Below are 18385 nucleotides of genomic sequence, written 5' to 3'. Positions count from 1 at the left end.
ATTGTCTATAAAGTAGGATAATCCTTCATCTTTTCTAACGCAATGATGAATGGAGGATCATTTTGCTGATTGAGAAATTCGTATTTTAAAACATGTACATATTTTTGTGGAAGCTGGCTGACATAGTCAGTCACGGTATCTCGCTCTTCTTTGCCCCCAGGGTGGCCGTGATAAATAACAAGAATGATTAGACCGCCAACTTTTAAAAGCTTAAGTAAGTCTTCAATAGCTTGTATGGTTGTAGTAGGCTTGGTAATAATATCATGATTGCTACCAGGCAAATAGCCGAGATTAAAGATGGCTGCAGCTACTGGCTTGTGTATAAAATTGGCTACTTCTTCATGCCCTTTATTTAACACAAGAGCCCGATGCTCCAAACTTTGATCTAGTAGACGATGTAGCGTTGCATCCACTGCTTTTTTTTGAACATCAAAGGCATAAACTTGCCCTTCATCCCCGACTAGCTGTGCTAAAAATAGCGTATCGTGGCCATTTCCAGCAGTGGCATCAACAACCGTATCTCCTTCCTCCACACTATCTTTTAGTAGCTGCTGAGCATATTGTAAAACTCGTTGTAGTTTCATTTTCCAACCTCAGCTTTATAAAATTTCCCTTGCCAACTACCACGACGCTCCAATTCGGCATCGATGCCATTTAATACTTCCCATTTATTAACGCTCCACATTGGGCCAATCATTAAATCTATAGGTCCATCACCTGTAATGCGATGAATGACCATATCAGGTGGTAAAATTTCTAGCTGATCAGCGACTAGTTTTGTATAAACATCCTGATCTAAAAACTCAAGCATCCCTTTTTCATATTGCTTCACCATTGGGGTCCCTTTTAATAAATGAAGTAAGTGGATTTTAATACCTTGAACATCTAGCTTGGCCACTGCACGAGCTGTTTCCATCATCATGTCATAATCTTCAAGCGGTAGACCATTTATAATATGTGAGCAAACACGAATACCATGCTTCCGAAGCTTTTCAACGCCCTCCACATAGGTTGCATAATCATGCGCACGATTAATAAGATTTGCTGTTTTTTCATGAACAGTTTGAAGACCAAGCTCAATCCATAAATACGTACGTTCGTTTAATTCTGCTAAATATTCTACAACATCATCTGGTAAACAATCAGGGCGAGTAGCGATAGAAAGGCCTATAACACCTTCCTGCGCCAAAGCAGCTTCGAATTTTTCCTTTAAAACAGGGAGCGGGGCATGTGTATTTGTATAGGCTTGAAAATAGGCCATATACTTGCCATCTTTCCATTTTTGATGCATTTTGTCTCGAATTTCAGCAAATTGAACATCGATCGGATCAACTTTATTACCTGCGAAGTCACCAGAGCCTGCTGCACTGCAAAATGTACAGCCACCAAAGGCAACCGTACCATCACGGTTTGGACAATCAAAGCCAGCATCTAATGCTACTTTAAATACTTTGTGACCAAATTGATCGCGTAAATAGCGGTTCCATGTATAGTATCTTTTCCCTTCTGAAGGAAAAGGAAAATTTATTTCTGTCATTTATTTCACTCCTCTAACGCCTTATTTTATCATGAGCACCTCGTTCCGTCATGGGGTAAGGGTTTATCCTGCAAGATGCTACTCTAACTTTTAATTGTATCTAGTAAATTATAGCTATTTATAGTATTTAATAAAATGTAAAAAGGGTAAATTTATTTTCCTTGTACTTTCAAGTATTTCAGCATAAACTAGCTATTTAGAGAAGCGAAATAATGGAGGTCATCAAATGCCAAAACGTGTTTGGTTTTTAATTATCGGAATGCTTGTGAACACAACAGGTAACTCATTTTTATGGCCTTTAAATGCCATATACATGCATGATTATTTAGGGAAATCCTTAGCGATGGCTGGCTTTGTGCTGATGCTGAATTCTGCTGCAGGTGTTTTAGGTAATCTATTAGGTGGTTACCTATTTGATAGAATTGGTGGCTATAAAGCCATCATGCTTGGAATCCTTTTAACAATTGCTTCATTAATTGGTTTAACGCTTTGGCACGGTTGGCCACATTATGTATGGTTTTTAACAATACTAGGCTTTAGTGGGGGGATTGTTTTTCCTAGCATGTTCGCATTGGCCGGAGCTGCCTGGCCAGAGGGTGGACGAAAGGCCTTTAATGCCATTTATTTGGCTCAAAATGTCGGTGTTGCTGTAGGTCCTGCACTTGCAGGTGTGGTGGCCGATTATCAATTTGACTATGTGTTTAAGGTCAATTTAGGGATGTATATAGTATTCTTTTTCATTGCTTTACTTACATTTAAACGTTTAGAGGTAGGGAGTATTGCACCAAAGAATGTGGTCGGTGAAAGTAAGCGAATTATTAACAAGGCACCATTCTATGCCTTATTAATCATTAGTTCGTCCTCCGTTTTATGTTGGTTAGCCTATTCGCAATGGAGTGCAACGATTTCATCTTATACGCAAGATTTAGGTTTAGGATTAAAGCAATATAGTTTACTATGGACGATAAATGGTCTGCTAATTGTTATAGGGCAGCCGCTCATTGCGCCGCTTGTAAAACGTTGGGAACATCAGTTAAAACGACAGTTGGTTTTTGGTGTCATCTTAATCGCTATATCCTTTGGTATTATCGCCTTTGCGAGTGATTTTAAAATGTTTGGTGCAGCCATGCTTGTCTTAACTTTTGGAGAAATGTTTTATACACCAGCATTACCAACTATTGCTAATCAACTTGCGCCAAAAGGCCGACAAGGATTCTATCAGGGAATTATCAACAGTGCTGCGACCGGTGGACGTATGATTGGTCCTTTATTCGGTGGAATTATGGTGGATCAATTTGGCATGATTCCTCTCGTTTTAACATTAGTAGTAATTGTACTGTTCGCGATTATACCATGTCTTATTTATGATTATCCTCTAAAGAAGAACAACATAGTAGTAGATTAATAGTGAAAAATGTAAAGAGCAAATCAAGTATTCCACACTTGGTTTGCTCTTTTTTAAATAGTAGATATTGAAAAATTATCGATTGAGGCGTACAATCATACATATTCAAATATTTGAATATGTAGTTGTATGGAGGGATTTATTTAATGGAAGAAGGATTGCAGCAGTTTAAGGCAGATTTTTTTAAAGCGTTAGCACATCCATTACGTATAAGAATATTGGAACTTCTTGTAGATGGTCAGAGGAGTGTTAATGAGATTCAAGATTGCTTAGAGAAAGAGGGCTCCGCCGTTTCTCAGCAGCTAAGTGTATTACGAGCTAAAAATATTGTTTATGGAGTGAAAGAAGGCAAAAAGGTTTACTATTCTTTAAGCGATCCAATGATTGGTGAATTACTTGGCGTGGCCAAGGATATTTTTAATAACCATTTAGTTCATACCATTTCAAGATTAGAGGAAATGACGAGTAATGATAGTGACGAAGAAAATAAGTAACCTCCATAATGTGGAAAAGTTATGCTTTGCTTATTATTGGGAAGGGAAGATTTATCTATGAAGTCGCTGTTTACAGGACGTTTTGAAGGGTATTCAGTCCATCATGCTAAAAAGGATTTATTGTCTGGAATCATTGTTGGAATTGTTGCTATTCCACTTGCTATGTCCTTTGCTATTGCATCAGGAGTAAAGCCCGAATATGGCATTTATACGGCTTGTATTGCAGGTATTCTGATTTCAATTTTTGGTGGATCAAAATATCAAATTGGAGGGCCCACAGGAGCTTTTGTGCCAATTCTTTTAGGAATTGTCCTAACGTATGGTTATGAGGATTTATTACTGGCTGGTTTAATGGCAGGGGTATTGCTTTGCTTAATGGGTATTTTTAAGCTAGGGACTTTAATCAAATTTATCCCTCGCCCTGTAACCATCGGTTTTACAGCGGGTATAGCGGTGATTATTTTTACAGGTCAAATTGCCAATTTTTTAGGTTTAAGCAATATGACAAGACATGAGTATTTTATAGCGAATATTCAAGAGATAGGAAAGCAAATTGGTACTACTAATATTTACAGTATTTTAACGGCAGTCATTTGTTTAATCACCATAATAATGACACCTAAATTTTTTCCAAAGGTTCCCGGGGCATTGGTAGGGATTGTTGTCTCCACTCTTGTGGCGACTTTCTTTTTTTCAGGACAAGTGGCTACGATTGCCACAGCCTATGGTCAAATACCTAATACATTACCCAATTTTGCACTACCTACTATGACATTTGAGCGTCTACAGCAGCTCATTGGACCAGCATTTGTCATCGCAATGCTTGGAGGTATAGAGTCTTTGTTATCTGCAGTCGTGGCAGATGGAATGACTAATAGCAAGCATAATAGTAATCGAGAGCTAATCGGACAAGGAATTGCCAATATCGTAACGCCTATGTTTGGAGGAATACCCGCGACAGGTGCGATTGCTCGTACAGCAACTAATATTAAAACTGGGGCAGTATCCCCAATGTCTGGTATCATCCATGGTGTGTTTGTATTACTTACATTATTGTTATTAGCGCCATATGCTTCACATATACCTTTAGCAAGTATGGCACCAGTATTAATGGTAGTTGCTTGGAATATGAGTGAACGGAAGCATTTTTCTCATATTATAAAGTTGAAATCTGGAGATTCGCTTGTTTTATTAATTACCTTTTTATTAACCGTATTTACTAGCCTTACATTAGCTGTTGAAGTGGGGCTTGTGTTAGCCGTGCTATTATTTGCGAAACGAATGAGTGAAAAGCTTGTTGTGACAAAGGTACTGCCAGATCATTCGAATAAAAGTGAGAAGGTACAGCCTCATGTCGTTCATCAACAGCATGATTGTCCACAAATAAGCATGTATACCATCGAAGGTCCGCTGTTCTTTGGTGCAGCACAAAGATTTGAACAAATGATTGAAGGCACCTTACAACAGCGACCAAGAGTTTTGATATTACGCATGGGGAAAGTGCCCTTTATGGACTCTACAGGGGAAGCATATTTTAGCAATATTATAGACAACTTTACAGCACAGGGAGGTAATATTTTGGTAACAGGGGTGCAGGATGACCTAAAGGTTGCCCTTCAGCAAAATGGTCTTTACGCTAAAATAGGAGCGCATCATTTTTATCAGCATACAGGAGAAGCGATTTCAAGAGCCCTCAACTATTTGGACAGAACTCAATGTATCGGATGTCAGCATTTTGCTTTTCATGAATGCAAAGATTTATCAAAATCTGAGGAAAAAAAGGATTTAATTGTTCAGTAATGGGTAACCTGTAAACAAAGGCTTGTGCTTTTCAATACTTTCCATTAGAATAAATGCAATATCATGTAAAGACTGTGATGAGGAATAGTAGATTTGTGGTTCTTTTTAGAGAGCTAGCGGCTGGTGAGAGCTAGTAGGAAAGCAAATCGAACTCGCCTACTGAGTCTGCCCGCGTGAAATAGCGCGTGTCGTTTCTTCCGCGTTAAGGAAGCTTAAGCCGAGTGTAATCACTAATTTGGGTGGTACCGCGGGAGTGCTAATTCTCTCGTCCCTTCTATAAGGAAGGGGCGAGTTTTTTTATTTTTTAAATATTTTGTCAATTCTAACGGAGAACAGCAGATTCATTGAAGGAGGAAAAAAAATGAGTTTTAATCATCAACAAATTGAAAAAAAGTGGCAGCAATATTGGGCTGATAACAAAACATTTAAAACTGAAAATGAAACAGAAAAGCCTAAATTCTTTGCACTAGATATGTTCCCATATCCATCTGGCGCAGGCTTGCACGTAGGACATCCAGAAGGATATACGGCGACAGATATTCTATCTCGCTTTAAACGTATGCAAGGCTACAATGTATTACATCCAATGGGCTGGGATGCATTTGGTTTACCAGCGGAGCAATATGCACTTGATACAGGAAATGATCCCGCAGAATTTACAGCGAAAAATATTGCGACCTTTAAACGCCAAATTCAAGAGCTAGGCTTTAGTTATGATTGGGATCGTGAAATTAACACGACTGATCCAGCGTATTATAAATGGACACAATGGATTTTTATTCAGCTATATAAAAAAGGTTTAGCTTATGTGGATGAAGTAGCTGTTAACTGGTGTCCAGCACTTGGTACGGTATTGGCGAATGAAGAAGTAATTGATGGCAAATCAGAGCGTGGTGGGCATCCAGTAGAACGTCGACCAATGAAGCAATGGATGCTTAAAATTACTGCATATGCAGATCGTTTAATTGATGACTTAGAGGAAGTTGATTGGCCAGAGTCTATTAAAGATATGCAGCGTAACTGGATTGGTCGTTCGGAAGGTGCAGAAGTAACATTTGGTATTGATGGCACAGATGAAAACTTCACGGTATTTACAACACGTCCTGATACATTATTTGGTGCTACATATTGCGTGCTTGCACCTGAACATAAATTAGTAGAACAAATTACTACAGTTGAACAACGCCAAGCAGTCGAGGATTATTTAGAAAAGGTTAAAATGAAATCTGATCTTGAGCGTACAGATTTAGCGAAAGAAAAAACAGGCGTATTTACAGGTGCCTATGCAGTAAATCCGATTAACGGTAAAAAAGTACCGATTTGGATTGCAGACTATGTGTTAGTGTCTTATGGAACAGGTGCTATTATGGCAGTTCCTGCACATGATGAACGAGACTATGAATTTGCATCAGCATTTAGCTTAGACATTGTTCCTGTACTTGAAGGTGGGGACATCAGTAAAGAAGCGTTTACAGGTGATGGGCAACATATTAACTCTGATTTCCTAAATGGCTTAAATAAAGTAGAGGGTATTGCTAAAGCAATTGAATGGTTAGAGGAAAAAGGCGTAGGAGAGAAGAAAATTTCCTATCGTCTACGTGACTGGTTATTCTCTCGTCAACGTTACTGGGGTGAACCGATTCCAATGATTCATTGGGAAGATGGTACCATCACTCCTGTTCCAGAAGAGGAGCTACCATTAATGCTTCCGAAAACAGATAATATTCGTCCATCGGGTACTGGTGAGTCACCATTAGCAAATATTGCTGAATGGGTAAACGTTGTAGATCCAGCGACAGGTAAAAAAGGCCGTCGTGAAACAAATACAATGCCGCAATGGGCAGGTTCTAGCTGGTACTTCCTACGCTATATCGATCCTACTAATACAGAAGCAATTGCAGATCCAGAATTGCTAAAACGATGGCTACCAGTTGATATTTATATTGGTGGGGCTGAGCACGCTGTACTACATTTACTATACGCTCGCTTCTGGCATAAAGTTCTATATGATTTAGGTGTTGTTCACACGAAAGAGCCTTTCCAAAAATTATTTAACCAAGGTATGATTCTTGGTGAAGGTAATGAAAAAATGTCTAAATCTAAGGGCAATGTCGTGAATCCAGATGAAATCATTGAGTCACATGGTTCAGATACATTGCGTCTATATGAAATGTTTATGGGACCACTTGAGGCTTCTGTAGCTTGGTCTACAAATGGTTTAGATGGGGCACGTCGCTTCTTAGACCGTATTTGGCGTCTACTTGTCAATGAAGAGGATGGAACGATCTCAGCGAAAATTCAAGTGTCTGACGATAAAACACTAGAAAAATCATATCATCAAACAGTGAAAAAAGTGACAGAGGATTATGAAGGTATCCGCTTTAACACGGCTATTTCACAAATGATGGTATTTATCAATGATTGTTATAAAGCTGAAGTCATCCCAACAGCTTATGCGGAAGGCTTTGTTAAAATGCTAGCACCAATTGCGCCGCATATCGCAGAAGAGCTATGGAACTTATTAGGTCATGAAGGAACACTTTCTTATGAGCAATGGCCAACATATGATGAGTCGAAACTTGTAGATGATGAAGTAGAAGTAGCAGTGCAGGTTGCTGGTAAAGTTCGTGCAAAAATTGTCGTAGCTAAAGATGCTTCAAAAGAAGACATTGAAAAAGTAGCACTTGCTGATGAAAAAGTACAAGAATATATGGCAGGAAAGGACTTAGTAAAAGTCATCGTTATTCCAGGCAAACTTGTCAATATTGTCGTTAAATAAATTGATATAACTAATAAAGATGTACATGACTAAATTAAATTTTAGTGATGTACATTTTTTATGTTAGAGAAAGTCCTAATGTTATAAAAAACTGCACCAACAGATAGATGTAGGTGCAGTTTAAATAACAAAATGACTTTCAACTTAAATAATCAAGCCAACAATTATTGCCGTTAAAATACTTACAAGTGTCGCTCCGTAAAGCAATTTTAAGCCAAATCGTGCAACAACATTTCCTTGTCTTTCATTTAACCCTTTAACTGCTCCTGAAATAATACCAATGGATGAAAAGTTGGCAAAGGATACAAGGAATACCGAAATAATGCCTAGTGTACGTTCACTCATGGACTCTGAGACATCGCCAAGGTTGATCATAGCAACAAATTCATTCGTTACTAATTTAGTGGCCATTATTCCTCCAGCTGAAACAGCGTCTGCCCATGGGATACCCATTAAGAAAGCTATTGGTGCAAAAATATAGCCTAATATTTCTTGGAAAGAAACACCGATAATCATATCAAACAATGAATTGATTAAATCCATTAATGCTACGAAACCGATAAGCATCGCTCCAACAATGATGGCTACCTTAAAGCCATCCATAATATATTCACCAAGCATTTGGAAGAAAGCTTGCTTTTGTTCGTCTTCAATGGTTAAGATATCTTCCTCTTCTTTGACAGTATAAGGATTAATGATGGAAACAATTATAAAACCACCAAATAAGTTTAAAACAATCGCCGTTACGACATACTTAGGCTCAATCATTGTCATATACGCGCCAACAACTGACATAGAGACGGTCGACATCGCTGATGCACATAATGTATACATACGCTGAGGAGTAACCTTGTCTAGTTGTTTTTTTACTGTAATGAAAACCTCAGATTGACCTACCATTGCCGAAGCAACAGCATTATAGGACTCTAATTTTCCCATGCCACTTACTTTACTTAAAAAATAGCCGATCCATCTCATAAGGAAAGGAAGGATTTTGAAATGCTGTAAAATCCCAATTAACACAGATATAAAAACAATTGGTAATAAGACACCTAAGAAGAATGGGGATTCTCCTTCATTCGCTATACCACCAAAAACAAATGATATACCTGTATTTGCGTAGGATAATAAATGATCAAATACATTTGTTATTCCTTTAATTAGTACATAACCAAACGTTGTATTTAATAGTAAAGCTGCTAATATAAATTGGATGATTAACATAATCAATATATATTTATATTTTATTTCTTTTTTGTTTTTACTCATTAACAGAGCTAAGCCAAAAACAAGTAACAATCCACAAAGGGATATTAAGTATTTCATAAATTCCTCCATAAGTATAATTTAGGGCGTTTGATTCCAAGACAACAAATGCTCTTTCGCTCATTATGTTTTTCTAAAAAATTTCAGAGCAGCCAAAGATTTTAATTTGTCAGACGTCAGACAAACAATCTCACTATAACAGTTTTTTAACTAGCTATTCAAGAGCTAAAAGAAAAAAAGTATGCGACTCGGCATACAAGAAGGAAAAATCCAGTATCAAAACAACTAAATCATATTTTTTTTAGACTTTCTTAAATGATGATTTCCCTGAATGGATGAATACAAAACTTTGTCTTGCTTAAAGTTGTTAACATAAATTTAATAGTGGGAATCTCCTACAAACGTCGATTCCCATTTTATTGTGTGATGTTTTTGAAATATTATGTCCATCGTTTGAATTAAAAGTATACTTTGAAATGATATTTCTTTTAAGGGAACCACCAATAAGGAGGTGTTAGGGTGGAAGCATTTAGAGGAAGAGGAGCATAAAGAAAATTATTTACGAGTATGTAAAGGACTGAACGATTAGCTACAGAAATTGTTCAAAATATAGATTTCACCTACTATGTCAACTGGGATTACATCGAGCAAAGATTCTCTTTAAAAGACGTATATAAATGTAAAACAAATGCCTGAACCCGCTATTTTGGGAGTTCAGGCGTTTTTATCTTCCGTTTCAGTCTGAAGCATTAATAGATAAATACTAGAAATCATCATGCTAGTTGCTAATCCGTAAAGAGCATTGAAGATTAAACCAACACCGATTCCTATAATGATGGATAACAGTATGACAAGCCAGGTATATTTATGGATATGACGATTTGTAAATAAAAGAATGAACATAAATGGTAGCATGGTAATATGTAGAAATGCGAAAGAATAAATAACTCCTAAAATCGTTAAATCTACAGATAAGAAAAAGGTAAATAAGATGCCTAGTAGACCTATTAAATAAAAGTAGTAGGGTCTTTTCTTCACAAAAAATCGTTTGGTTGCTCGCAAATCTACAAGGAGGGTTGTAACAACGGCCAACAGTGCAATAACAAGGAAAGCAAATGTCAAAAACCCTGGCTGTACTTCATATAAAAACGTAAAAATTAGAACTTGGAACTGACCAAATGAGCCACTATATAAAGCAATCATTAAAATAGCTGTAAAGGATAGCGTTAATAAAGCTAAAATCACACCTGATGAAAATAGGCTACGACGTACCTTTTTAGGTTTAATAAAAGCGATTAAATACCATGTTGATTTATCAAAAAGAACTTGTCCTAAGACGGCTAGTTGAATGATGACATAGAACAGCAGGATTTCGCTATTTTTAAAGTAAAATAAATAAGGGTGATATAAGCGAATACCTTCATAAACGGTGCTAGCCCCATTTTGGACAAAGTAATAAATGGGTATAAAAATAAGTAAAGAAAATAGAGAGATAATAAATAAAATCTCTAGCCACAATATACTTTTCACAGACATAATGCGGTCCAGCAGTAACATCCCCATCAAAAATAAAAATAGTGTAATGGGGACCGGTATCGTTAACATAATTTCTGAAAGCACACTAATACTTATTAATTGAATTAACCAGAGTTCGATGCCTGTCAGAAGGTAAAAAAATCGTATGACTTTTAAATTCATTCCACTCAATTTTTTTTGTATCGTAAAGAGTAAAAAGCTTTGTGTATGCTGATTTTGTGTGTAATCACTCTTTTTTAATAATGAACCCAGTACCATAAAAGATATAGCTGTTGCGAATGTATAACAAATGCCCGCCATAAAGCCATAAGAAATAAGGGCAGAAGGAGAGGACAATAATAAATTACCATTAATCCATCTAGCTAAAAGTATGATGACACCTGCTGCTGTGCTTAAACTAGCAAATGGTACAAGCAATGAAAATTTTTTTAACATACCTTCAATTACCTTTACTCGTTTTAGATGTTTTGTATTGACGAGGTGATTGATTATATTTTTTCTTAAAAGCTACACTAAAATAGTGCTGGCTATTAAAACCACAGCTCTCAGCAATTGCTGACATACTAGCATCCAGATTTTCACCTATTTTCTTCACGGCCATCTCTAGGCGATAATTATTAATATATTCATTAATGCCGATGGATTGCTCCTCCAAAAACTTACGGCTTAAATAACTAGGATTCAAATGGATTTTTTCGGCAATAATATTTAAACTCAGTTTTTCATGATAGTTTTCATGAATATAGGAAAGAGCACTTTGTATCGCATCGTGATTAGAGCTCCATACTTTATATTTCTCCACAATGGCATTTAATTCACTTGCAATAACAGGTTTTGTTAGATAGTCCTTCACCCCGATACGTAATGCTTGCTGGGCATATTCGAAGGTCTGATAAGCAGTTACCATAATAATGTCTACATCATAAAGTCCTTTTAATTCTTTACTTAAGGTGATTCCATCTTTCCCAGGCATTTGAATATCCAAAAAGGCGATAGTCATACGGTGCTTTTTAGCTAATTGCAGTGCTTGTGAGGCATCCTGAGCAGTATGGAATGTCCAATTAGGGAAATGTGGCTTTAATAAATAAATCATTTGCTCAAGCTCTAAAGGTTCATCATCTGCGATTAAAATATTCATGTTGAGATTCTCCTTTCGCATTCAAATTAGTAGAAAGCCTAAGCGGGAACATGGATTGTTACAGTGTAAAAATGTTGATCGTTTTGAATTGAAAATAAAATACTTTCGAGTCCATAAATAAGCTCGAGTCGTTTTCTTATATTTTCTAGACCATAACCTTGCTGCAATTCATCTTCTACTTGCTCAATAGCCGTTTCTATCTTTTCTGATGGCTGTGTATTTTTAATTTCAATTAATAAAAACTTGTCCATTTTCTTTATATAAATGGAAAGTTCTGCCGGTCCTATATGCTTTTCAAAGCCATGTTTATATGCATTTTCAATAATGGTCTGGAGAATAAATGGTGGTATTTGTACAGATAAGGCTGCATCATCAACATACTTATGGATCGTCAAACGATGTCCAAAGCGTAGCTGTTGAATATTTAAATAGCTATCGACAAATAGCACCTCGTTTTTTAAAGCAATTAACACCTCATGATTATTATATTTAAATTTAAAAAACGTTGCTAAGGCTTCAATGCCCGCCACCAAATCTTCCTTTCGATTGATGCGGGCTAGGCTCAGTAATGAATTTAATGCGTTAAAAAAGAAATGAGGCTGTATTTGCTGATTTAGCTGAAGAATATTAGCTCTTTGTAAATCTTGCTTCAGCTCTAAATTTCTTTTTTCTTCCTCTAGGCTATCAATTTGTTTTTCGAAAATAAATATAAAAGTAAGCAGAAAAGCTCCAATAATTGGAGCGATTACACATAGGAGAATATATATGTTGAAGGTTTCTAGTTGTAACATAATGACCTCTCCATTGAATTTATAAGTGTAAGTTACATTAAACTAAATTTTCTGCAAAATGGCAAGCTACCTTATGTGTTGTGGTAATTTCCCGTAATGCGGGCACCTCTGCTTTACATTTATCTGTAGCGAACGGACAACGTGTATGGAAGCTACAGCCTGTCGGGGGATTTAACGGTGACGGTAGATCTCCCTTTAATATAATCCGTTCCTTACGATGCTCCTTATCGATGACTGGAATCGATGAAAATAGTGCTTTTGTATAAGGGTGATGTGGCTGTGTGAAAAGAGATGGTTTATCCGCAATTTCCACGACTTTTCCAAGATACATAACCATTATCCGGTCTGATATATGGCGCACTACACTTAAATCATGTGAGATAAATAAAAAGGTTAAATCTAAATCTTTTTGTAGCTGTTTCAATAAATTTAAAATTTGTGCTTGGATAGATACGTCCAGGGCAGAAACCGATTCATCACAAATAATAATTTTGGGATTGACGGCAAGTGCTCTTGCGATCCCAATACGTTGACGTTGCCCACCAGAGAATTCATGTGGATAACGCTCCAAATATTCTGGTCGCAGTCCGACAAGTGACATTAATTCGATCATGCGTGCCTCTTGCTGCTCTGGAGGAACTATTTTTTGAATAGACATGGCCTCTGTTAACATTTTGCGAATAGTGCGTCTTGGGTTCAAAGATGCATACGGATCTTGGAAAATTATTTGAATGTCCTTGCGCGCTACTCGCAGCTCTTTTTTATTCATCGTTACTAAATTTTTGCCGAATAATAACACTTCTCCAGATGTAGGTTCGTCTAATCTTAAAATAGAGCGACCTGTCGTTGATTTACCACAGCCAGATTCTCCAACAATACTAAGTGTTTCACCGGGCATAATCTCAAAAGAAACACCGTCCACCGCTTTAACCACCTGCTGTGGACCGAAGAGTTTTTCTTTTTTTAAGGAAAAATGTTGTTTTAAATTATTTACTTGTAATAGTGGCTGTGCTTGCTGCTCTTTTATCATACGGTCATCTCCTCCATAAGTGTTGCTCCCTGCCATTCCTTACTGTACATCCAGCATCTTACCTTTTTCTCTGGCTCAATCGTAAGAAGTTCAGGCTGTTTTTCACGACATAATTCTGTAGCAAATGGACAGCGTTCTGCATAGCGGCAGCCACTTGGATAATGATAAGGACTTGGGACGGTTCCTTGAATAGTAGATAATTCCTCTTGGTCCTCATATAGCTTTGGTAAGGATTGAATTAAACCATTAGTATAAGGATGTAATGGTTTTTCAAAAAGACTATCAGTTGTGCCTTCCTCTACAACCTGCCCTGCATACATAACGGCAATTTTATCGCAAATCTCAGCTACAACACCAAGATCATGGGTAATGAAGAGAATGCTCATTCCTAACTGCTTTTGCAAATTTTGAATAATATCAATAATTTGAGCTTGAATGGTTACATCGAGGGCAGTCGTCGGTTCGTCAGCAATTAAAACATCTGGGGTACAAGCAAGTGCCATCGCGATCATAATACGTTGACGCATTCCACCACTTAGCTGATACGGCTCTTGTTTCGCTCTTTTTTCAGGTGCTGGAATTCCAACTAGGCGAATCATATCTACCGCTTTTTGCCATGCCTCTTTACGTGATAAACCTTGGTGTAAACGAATGGATTCAGCGATTTGCTCGCCAACGGATAGCACAGGATTTAAGCTTGTCATTGGCTCTTGGAAAATCATTGATATTTTATTGCCTCGAATTTTACGTAATTCTTCATCCGACAATTTCAAGATGTCTGTATTGTTTAAAAGAATTTCACCATTAATAATTTTGCCAGGGGGTGAAGGGACTAATCGAAGTAATGATAGGGAAGTCATGGATTTCCCACAACCAGATTCTCCGACAATGCCAAGTGTTTCTCCTTTTTGAAGTGTAAAAGAAACACCGTCCACAGCTTTAGCGACTCCCTCACTCGAATAAAAATAAGTTTGTAAATTTTTTACTTCTAACACTGTATCTTGTTTCATCTGTTTTATCCCTCCTAGTTTAAATCCATCCGTTTATTAAAGATTCGATACAAAATATCGACGAAAAGATTGATGAAAACGAATATTAATGAGGCGACCAGCACGCCGCCTTGAACGATTGGTATATCTCGTGTGCGAATCGCATCGACAATCATTCGACCTAATCCGTTCACGGCGAAAACAGATTCTACTAATACTGTGCCGCCAAGTAAACTACCAAACTGTAAGCCTACTACTGTAATAACTGGAATTAAGGCATTTCGTAATGCATGCTTTAAAATGATAATGTAACCTTTTAAGCCTTTAGCTTTAGCTGTTCGAATATAATCTTGATGGACAACTTCTAACATACTTGAACGCGTCATACGTGCAACGATGGCAGCACCACCTGCGCCGAGTGTAACCGCAGGGAGAATGATATGTTTAGCACTTTCCCAGCCTGCAACAGGTAGCCAATGTAACTGTACGGAGAAAACATACATTAATAAAATACCTAACCAGAAACTAGGGAGGGAGATTCCTAATAATGCCACAATCATTAAACCAACATCCATGAAGGAATAAGGGCGGATTGCTGAGATGATGCCGGCAATAAGCCCAAGAACAATGGTGATTAAAATACTATAAAAGGCCAGCTCAATTGTAATTGGTAAACGAGCCGTAATTTCTTCAAATACAGGTTGATTATTTTTTAAAGAATGACCCATGTCTCCTTGTAAAAGATTTTTGATGTAATCTGTATACTGAATGGCTAAAGGCTTATTCAGTCCTAAATTTTCACGTAATTCATTAACGGTTTCTTGTGAAGCGCCTTCACCTGCTAAAATAATGGCTGGATCGCCTGGAATCATTTGCATAATTAGAAAAACAACAAGCGTTACACCGAGTGTCACGGGAATAATTTGAGCAAGTCGTTTTAAGATAAATAATGTCATATAACTTCTCTCCTTTAATTTTTCATTCTTGGATCTAAAGCATCCCGTAAACCATCTCCGAATAGGTTAAATCCTAGAACAAGGATGGAAATCATAATACCAGGGAAAAGGGCCATATATGGGGCGGTAAAAAGAAAATCCCGACCATTGGATAGCATAGCACCCCATTCTGGCGATGGCGGTTGTGCACCTAATCCTAAGAATGACAGACCTGCTGCAGATAAAATGGCTGTTGCTAAACGCATAGATGCTTGGACAATAATAGGTGATAAAATATTCGGGAAGATATGCTTGAGTAATATGGTCATATCATTTGCACCAAGAGTTTTCACAGCATCGATATATTCTAATTTTTTTACTTCCATTGTCGATCCACGGACAATACGGGCAAACATAGGGATCGAGAAGAATCCAACAGCAATAGTTACATTAATAAGACTTGGTCCCAATGCGCTGACAATTGCTAAAGCTAGTAATATACCAGGAAAGGCAAGCATGATATCTAAAATACGACTTATAATCGAATCAATCCATTTTCCATAGTAGCCTGAGATAAGGCCGAGGATTGTCCCAATTGTCCCGCCAAACAACACGGCTGAAATACCAACACCAATCGATAAACGGGAGCCATATAATATTCGACTTAAAATATCTCGTCCTTTGTCATCTGTACCCATTAAATGATCTAAACTTGGTCCTTGTAATTTTTGATCTAACTGAACATCGAATGGATCATAAGGAGCTATAATTGGCCCGATAAGAAACATCAATATATATAGAAGAATGATGATACCCCCTGCGGCGGCAGCCTTATTTTTTTTGATTTTGTTTAGGAATGAGACAAGATTTTTTTTTCTAGAAGCCTTACGTGCATTCACTAAAACAGCATGGTCGATAGTAGTAGTTACTTTATCCATAATGAAACTCCTTTTCTATTTGATTTGTTTTCAATTTAGTGAAAAGCGTAAAGAATGTAAATATTATAGGGAGTATTAGTCAGAAAATTTAAAAAACAAGTAAAAATTTTAAAAAACAAGTGAATTTTATTTCTTTATAATTCGAAATGTAAGGACCACAACATAAAAGGAGGAAATGTCTATGAAGAAAATGAAGCTTGTTTTATTCATGACACTCATTACTGTTCTAGTTTTGCAGGCGTGCTCAACTGCTAGTAATAAGAGTGTAGAGGGTTCCAATGAGGAGGCTAAAAGTGTAGGAGGGGAATTAGTTGTTTTAAGAGCATCAGATGCAACAAGCCTTGATCCTCACTTTATTACAGATATTCCGTCAGCGAATATTATTCATGGCAAAGTATATGAAACACTTGTTGCTTTTGATAGAGATCGTAAAATTGCTCCATTACTTGCAAAAGAGTGGGAACAGAAAGATGATGTCACTTGGACGTTTATTTTAAATGAAGGTATTAAATTCCATGATGGAGCAGATTTTAATGCTGAGGCTGTAAAAGCTACATTCGATCGCATTTTAGATCCTGAGACTGGGTCACCTCAGCGTGATAAATTATCAATGATTAGTGAAGTAGTAGTAGACGATACGTTTGTGGTTACGTTGAAATTAAAAGAGCCTTATGCACCACTTTTATCAATTTTAGCAAGTCAGGAAGGTAGTATGATTAGCCCGAAAGCTATTGCAGAAGAGGGAGATCAATTAGCAACACATCCAGTAGGGACAGGTCCATTTGTATTTGATTCTTGGAAAACGGGTCAAGAAATTACATTAAGTTCAAATAAGGACTACTGGGGTACGGTACCAAAAGTAGATAAAGTAACATTTAAAGTAGTACCTGAGGACTCTACACGTTTAGCAATGATTGAAAGTGGAGAAGCACATATCGCTGAGCAAGTACCAGTAACTGAAATTGATCGTATTGAAAATTCGTCAACTATGAATCTATTCCGAGCAGAAGGACTGGCAGTAGAATTTATCGGTTTCAATGTAAAAGATGCACTGTTATCTGATGTCAAAGTACGTCAAGCAGTTAGTTATGCAGTAGACCGTGAAGCAATTATTAGTGGTATTTATGATAATGTTGGCACACTTGCAAATTCCGCAATGAGTCCAAAAATTATCGGTTACTCTAGTGAGACAAAGCCATATGATTACGATGTAGTCAAAGCAAAAGAACTATTAAAGGAAGCGGGTGTTAAAGAAGGAACAAAAGTAAAATTACTAACGAGCGACCGTAAAGAGCGTATTAATATGGCAGAGGTTATTCAATCTCAATTGAAGGGCATTGGTCTTGACGTTGAAATTCAAGTTATGGAATACGGCGCATTTATTTCTGAAATTACGAAAGAACAACACCAAATATTTATTAGTGGCTGGGGTAATGCAACTGGCGATGCTGATTATAACCAATTTAATCTATTCCATACTGCTTCTATGGGGCCTCCTGGAAACCATTTCTACTATTCAAATCCAGAAATAGACAAGCTAATTGAGCAAGGACGTTCTGAATCAAATCAAGAGGCACGTAATGAAATCTACAAAAAAGCAATGCAAATGGAGTTAGATGATGCTGTTTATATTCCAGTTCGAAACTACGAGCACTTAGCTGTTTATAGTAATGCTGTCAAAGGGTTCTGGTTAGATGCGTCAAACTATACGATGATTAGTGGCGTTGAAATTGTAGAATAATCAAAC

General features: G+C 37.1%; 15 protein-coding genes and 1 other annotated feature. Of the genes, 5 read left to right on the top strand and 10 right to left on the bottom strand.

Annotated features, from left to right (window positions below):
* Nucleotides 1–5: 5 nt before the first annotated feature.
* Entirely contained in the window at nucleotides 6–584 is a 579-nt protein-coding gene (locus ACE1MS_RS17250; RefSeq protein WP_012295735.1) for a tRNA (mnm(5)s(2)U34)-methyltransferase, read from the bottom strand.
* The gene (locus ACE1MS_RS17245) at nucleotides 581–1537 is read right to left on the bottom strand and encodes a TIGR01212 family radical SAM protein (RefSeq protein ID WP_031416441.1); all 957 of its coding nucleotides are present in this window, start codon (nucleotides 1535–1537) and stop codon (nucleotides 581–583) included. Before ACE1MS_RS17245 ends, ACE1MS_RS17250 begins: the two co-directional genes overlap by 4 nt.
* Before the next feature lie 226 nt (nucleotides 1538–1763).
* Here ACE1MS_RS17245 and ACE1MS_RS17240 point away from each other — a divergent pair, with 226 nt between their 5' ends.
* The 4 genes from ACE1MS_RS17240 to leuS all read left to right on the top strand — a co-directional run bounded on the left by ACE1MS_RS17240 (nucleotide 1764) and on the right by leuS (nucleotide 8015).
* On the top strand, nucleotides 1764–2942 hold the full coding sequence (locus ACE1MS_RS17240) for an MDR family MFS transporter (protein WP_036162335.1): 1179 nt from the start codon (nucleotides 1764–1766) through the stop codon (nucleotides 2940–2942).
* Between the two features lie 146 nt (nucleotides 2943–3088).
* The gene (locus ACE1MS_RS17235; protein ID WP_012295733.1) at nucleotides 3089–3436 is read left to right on the top strand and encodes an ArsR/SmtB family transcription factor; all 348 of its coding nucleotides are present in this window, start codon (nucleotides 3089–3091) and stop codon (nucleotides 3434–3436) included.
* Between the two features lie 57 nt (nucleotides 3437–3493).
* Nucleotides 3494–5236, top strand: coding sequence for a SulP family inorganic anion transporter (locus tag ACE1MS_RS17230; RefSeq protein ID WP_031416439.1), 1743 nt, complete (start codon nucleotides 3494–3496; stop codon nucleotides 5234–5236).
* A gap of 65 nt (nucleotides 5237–5301) precedes the next feature.
* Nucleotides 5302–5512: a binding site (T-box leader), on the top strand.
* An 85-nt stretch (nucleotides 5513–5597) separates the two neighbouring features.
* On the top strand, nucleotides 5598–8015 hold the full coding sequence (gene leuS, locus ACE1MS_RS17225) for a leucine--tRNA ligase (protein WP_012295731.1): 2418 nt from the start codon (nucleotides 5598–5600) through the stop codon (nucleotides 8013–8015).
* A gap of 144 nt (nucleotides 8016–8159) precedes the next feature.
* Here the strand turns inward: leuS and ACE1MS_RS17220 are convergent, their stop codons facing one another.
* From ACE1MS_RS17220 to ACE1MS_RS17185, 8 genes are all read right to left on the bottom strand, one after another.
* The gene (locus tag ACE1MS_RS17220) at nucleotides 8160–9341 is read right to left on the bottom strand and encodes a NupC/NupG family nucleoside CNT transporter (RefSeq protein ID WP_031416438.1); all 1182 of its coding nucleotides are present in this window, start codon (nucleotides 9339–9341) and stop codon (nucleotides 8160–8162) included.
* A 654-nt stretch (nucleotides 9342–9995) separates the two neighbouring features.
* Nucleotides 9996–11252 carry a hypothetical protein gene (locus ACE1MS_RS17215; protein WP_012295729.1) on the bottom strand — a complete coding sequence of 419 codons (1257 nt, stop codon included), beginning with the start codon at nucleotides 11250–11252 and terminating at the stop codon, nucleotides 9996–9998.
* 4 nt (nucleotides 11253–11256) lie between these two features.
* Entirely contained in the window at nucleotides 11257–11955 is a 699-nt protein-coding gene (locus ACE1MS_RS17210) for a response regulator transcription factor (protein WP_012295728.1), read from the bottom strand.
* A gap of 38 nt (nucleotides 11956–11993) precedes the next feature.
* The gene (locus ACE1MS_RS17205; RefSeq protein WP_198695852.1) at nucleotides 11994–12746 is read right to left on the bottom strand and encodes a sensor histidine kinase; all 753 of its coding nucleotides are present in this window, start codon (nucleotides 12744–12746) and stop codon (nucleotides 11994–11996) included.
* A 37-nt stretch (nucleotides 12747–12783) separates the two neighbouring features.
* Nucleotides 12784–13776, bottom strand: a complete 993-nt coding sequence (locus tag ACE1MS_RS17200; protein ID WP_036164692.1) for an ABC transporter ATP-binding protein — start codon at nucleotides 13774–13776, stop codon at nucleotides 12784–12786.
* On the bottom strand, nucleotides 13773–14786 hold the full coding sequence (locus ACE1MS_RS17195; RefSeq protein ID WP_447402512.1) for an ABC transporter ATP-binding protein: 1014 nt from the start codon (nucleotides 14784–14786) through the stop codon (nucleotides 13773–13775). The genes ACE1MS_RS17200 and ACE1MS_RS17195 overlap by 4 nt, the downstream gene beginning before the upstream one ends.
* 14 nt (nucleotides 14787–14800) lie before the next feature.
* Nucleotides 14801–15721 (bottom strand): nickel ABC transporter permease, encoded by a 921-nt coding sequence (gene nikB / locus ACE1MS_RS17190; RefSeq protein WP_012295724.1) that lies wholly within the window; start codon nucleotides 15719–15721, stop codon nucleotides 14801–14803.
* A gap of 14 nt (nucleotides 15722–15735) precedes the next feature.
* A complete protein-coding gene (locus ACE1MS_RS17185; RefSeq protein WP_012295723.1) occupies nucleotides 15736–16638 on the bottom strand; it encodes an ABC transporter permease in 903 nt (300 codons plus the stop codon).
* A gap of 181 nt (nucleotides 16639–16819) precedes the next feature.
* Between ACE1MS_RS17185 and ACE1MS_RS17180 the strand changes: the two genes are divergently transcribed.
* Nucleotides 16820–18379 (top strand): glutathione ABC transporter substrate-binding protein, encoded by a 1560-nt coding sequence (locus tag ACE1MS_RS17180; protein WP_447402511.1) that lies wholly within the window; start codon nucleotides 16820–16822, stop codon nucleotides 18377–18379.
* Nucleotides 18380–18385: the final 6 nt, after the last annotated feature.

This window comes from Lysinibacillus sp. fkY74-1 (assembly GCF_053165895.1).
This window is presented reverse-complemented; position numbering and strand designations above follow the sequence as displayed.

Bases quoted from the DNA above. Each gene is read 5' to 3' on its own strand.
- ACE1MS_RS17250 (WP_012295735.1), bottom strand. From the start codon at position 584: ATGAAACTACAACGAGTTTTACAATATGCTCAGCAGCTACTAAAAGAT.
- ACE1MS_RS17245 (WP_031416441.1), bottom strand. From the start codon at position 1,537: ATGACAGAAATAAATTTTCCTTTTCCTTCAGAAGGGAAAAGATACTAT.
- ACE1MS_RS17240 (WP_036162335.1), top strand. From the start codon at position 1,764: ATGCCAAAACGTGTTTGGTTTTTAATTATCGGAATGCTTGTGAACACA.
- ACE1MS_RS17235 (WP_012295733.1), top strand. From the start codon at position 3,089: ATGGAAGAAGGATTGCAGCAGTTTAAGGCAGATTTTTTTAAAGCGTTA.
- ACE1MS_RS17230 (WP_031416439.1), top strand. From the start codon at position 3,494: ATGAAGTCGCTGTTTACAGGACGTTTTGAAGGGTATTCAGTCCATCAT.
- leuS (WP_012295731.1), top strand. From the start codon at position 5,598: ATGAGTTTTAATCATCAACAAATTGAAAAAAAGTGGCAGCAATATTGG.
- ACE1MS_RS17220 (WP_031416438.1), bottom strand. From the start codon at position 9,341: ATGAAATACTTAATATCCCTTTGTGGATTGTTACTTGTTTTTGGCTTA.
- ACE1MS_RS17215 (WP_012295729.1), bottom strand. From the start codon at position 11,252: ATGTTAAAAAAATTTTCATTGCTTGTACCATTTGCTAGTTTAAGCACA.
- ACE1MS_RS17210 (WP_012295728.1), bottom strand. From the start codon at position 11,955: ATGAATATTTTAATCGCAGATGATGAACCTTTAGAGCTTGAGCAAATG.
- ACE1MS_RS17205 (WP_198695852.1), bottom strand. From the start codon at position 12,746: ATGTTACAACTAGAAACCTTCAACATATATATTCTCCTATGTGTAATC.
- ACE1MS_RS17200 (WP_036164692.1), bottom strand. From the start codon at position 13,776: ATGATAAAAGAGCAGCAAGCACAGCCACTATTACAAGTAAATAATTTA.
- ACE1MS_RS17195 (WP_447402512.1), bottom strand. From the start codon at position 14,786: ATGAAACAAGATACAGTGTTAGAAGTAAAAAATTTACAAACTTATTTT.
- nikB (WP_012295724.1), bottom strand. From the start codon at position 15,721: ATGACATTATTTATCTTAAAACGACTTGCTCAAATTATTCCCGTGACA.
- ACE1MS_RS17185 (WP_012295723.1), bottom strand. From the start codon at position 16,638: ATGGATAAAGTAACTACTACTATCGACCATGCTGTTTTAGTGAATGCA.
- ACE1MS_RS17180 (WP_447402511.1), top strand. From the start codon at position 16,820: ATGAAGAAAATGAAGCTTGTTTTATTCATGACACTCATTACTGTTCTA.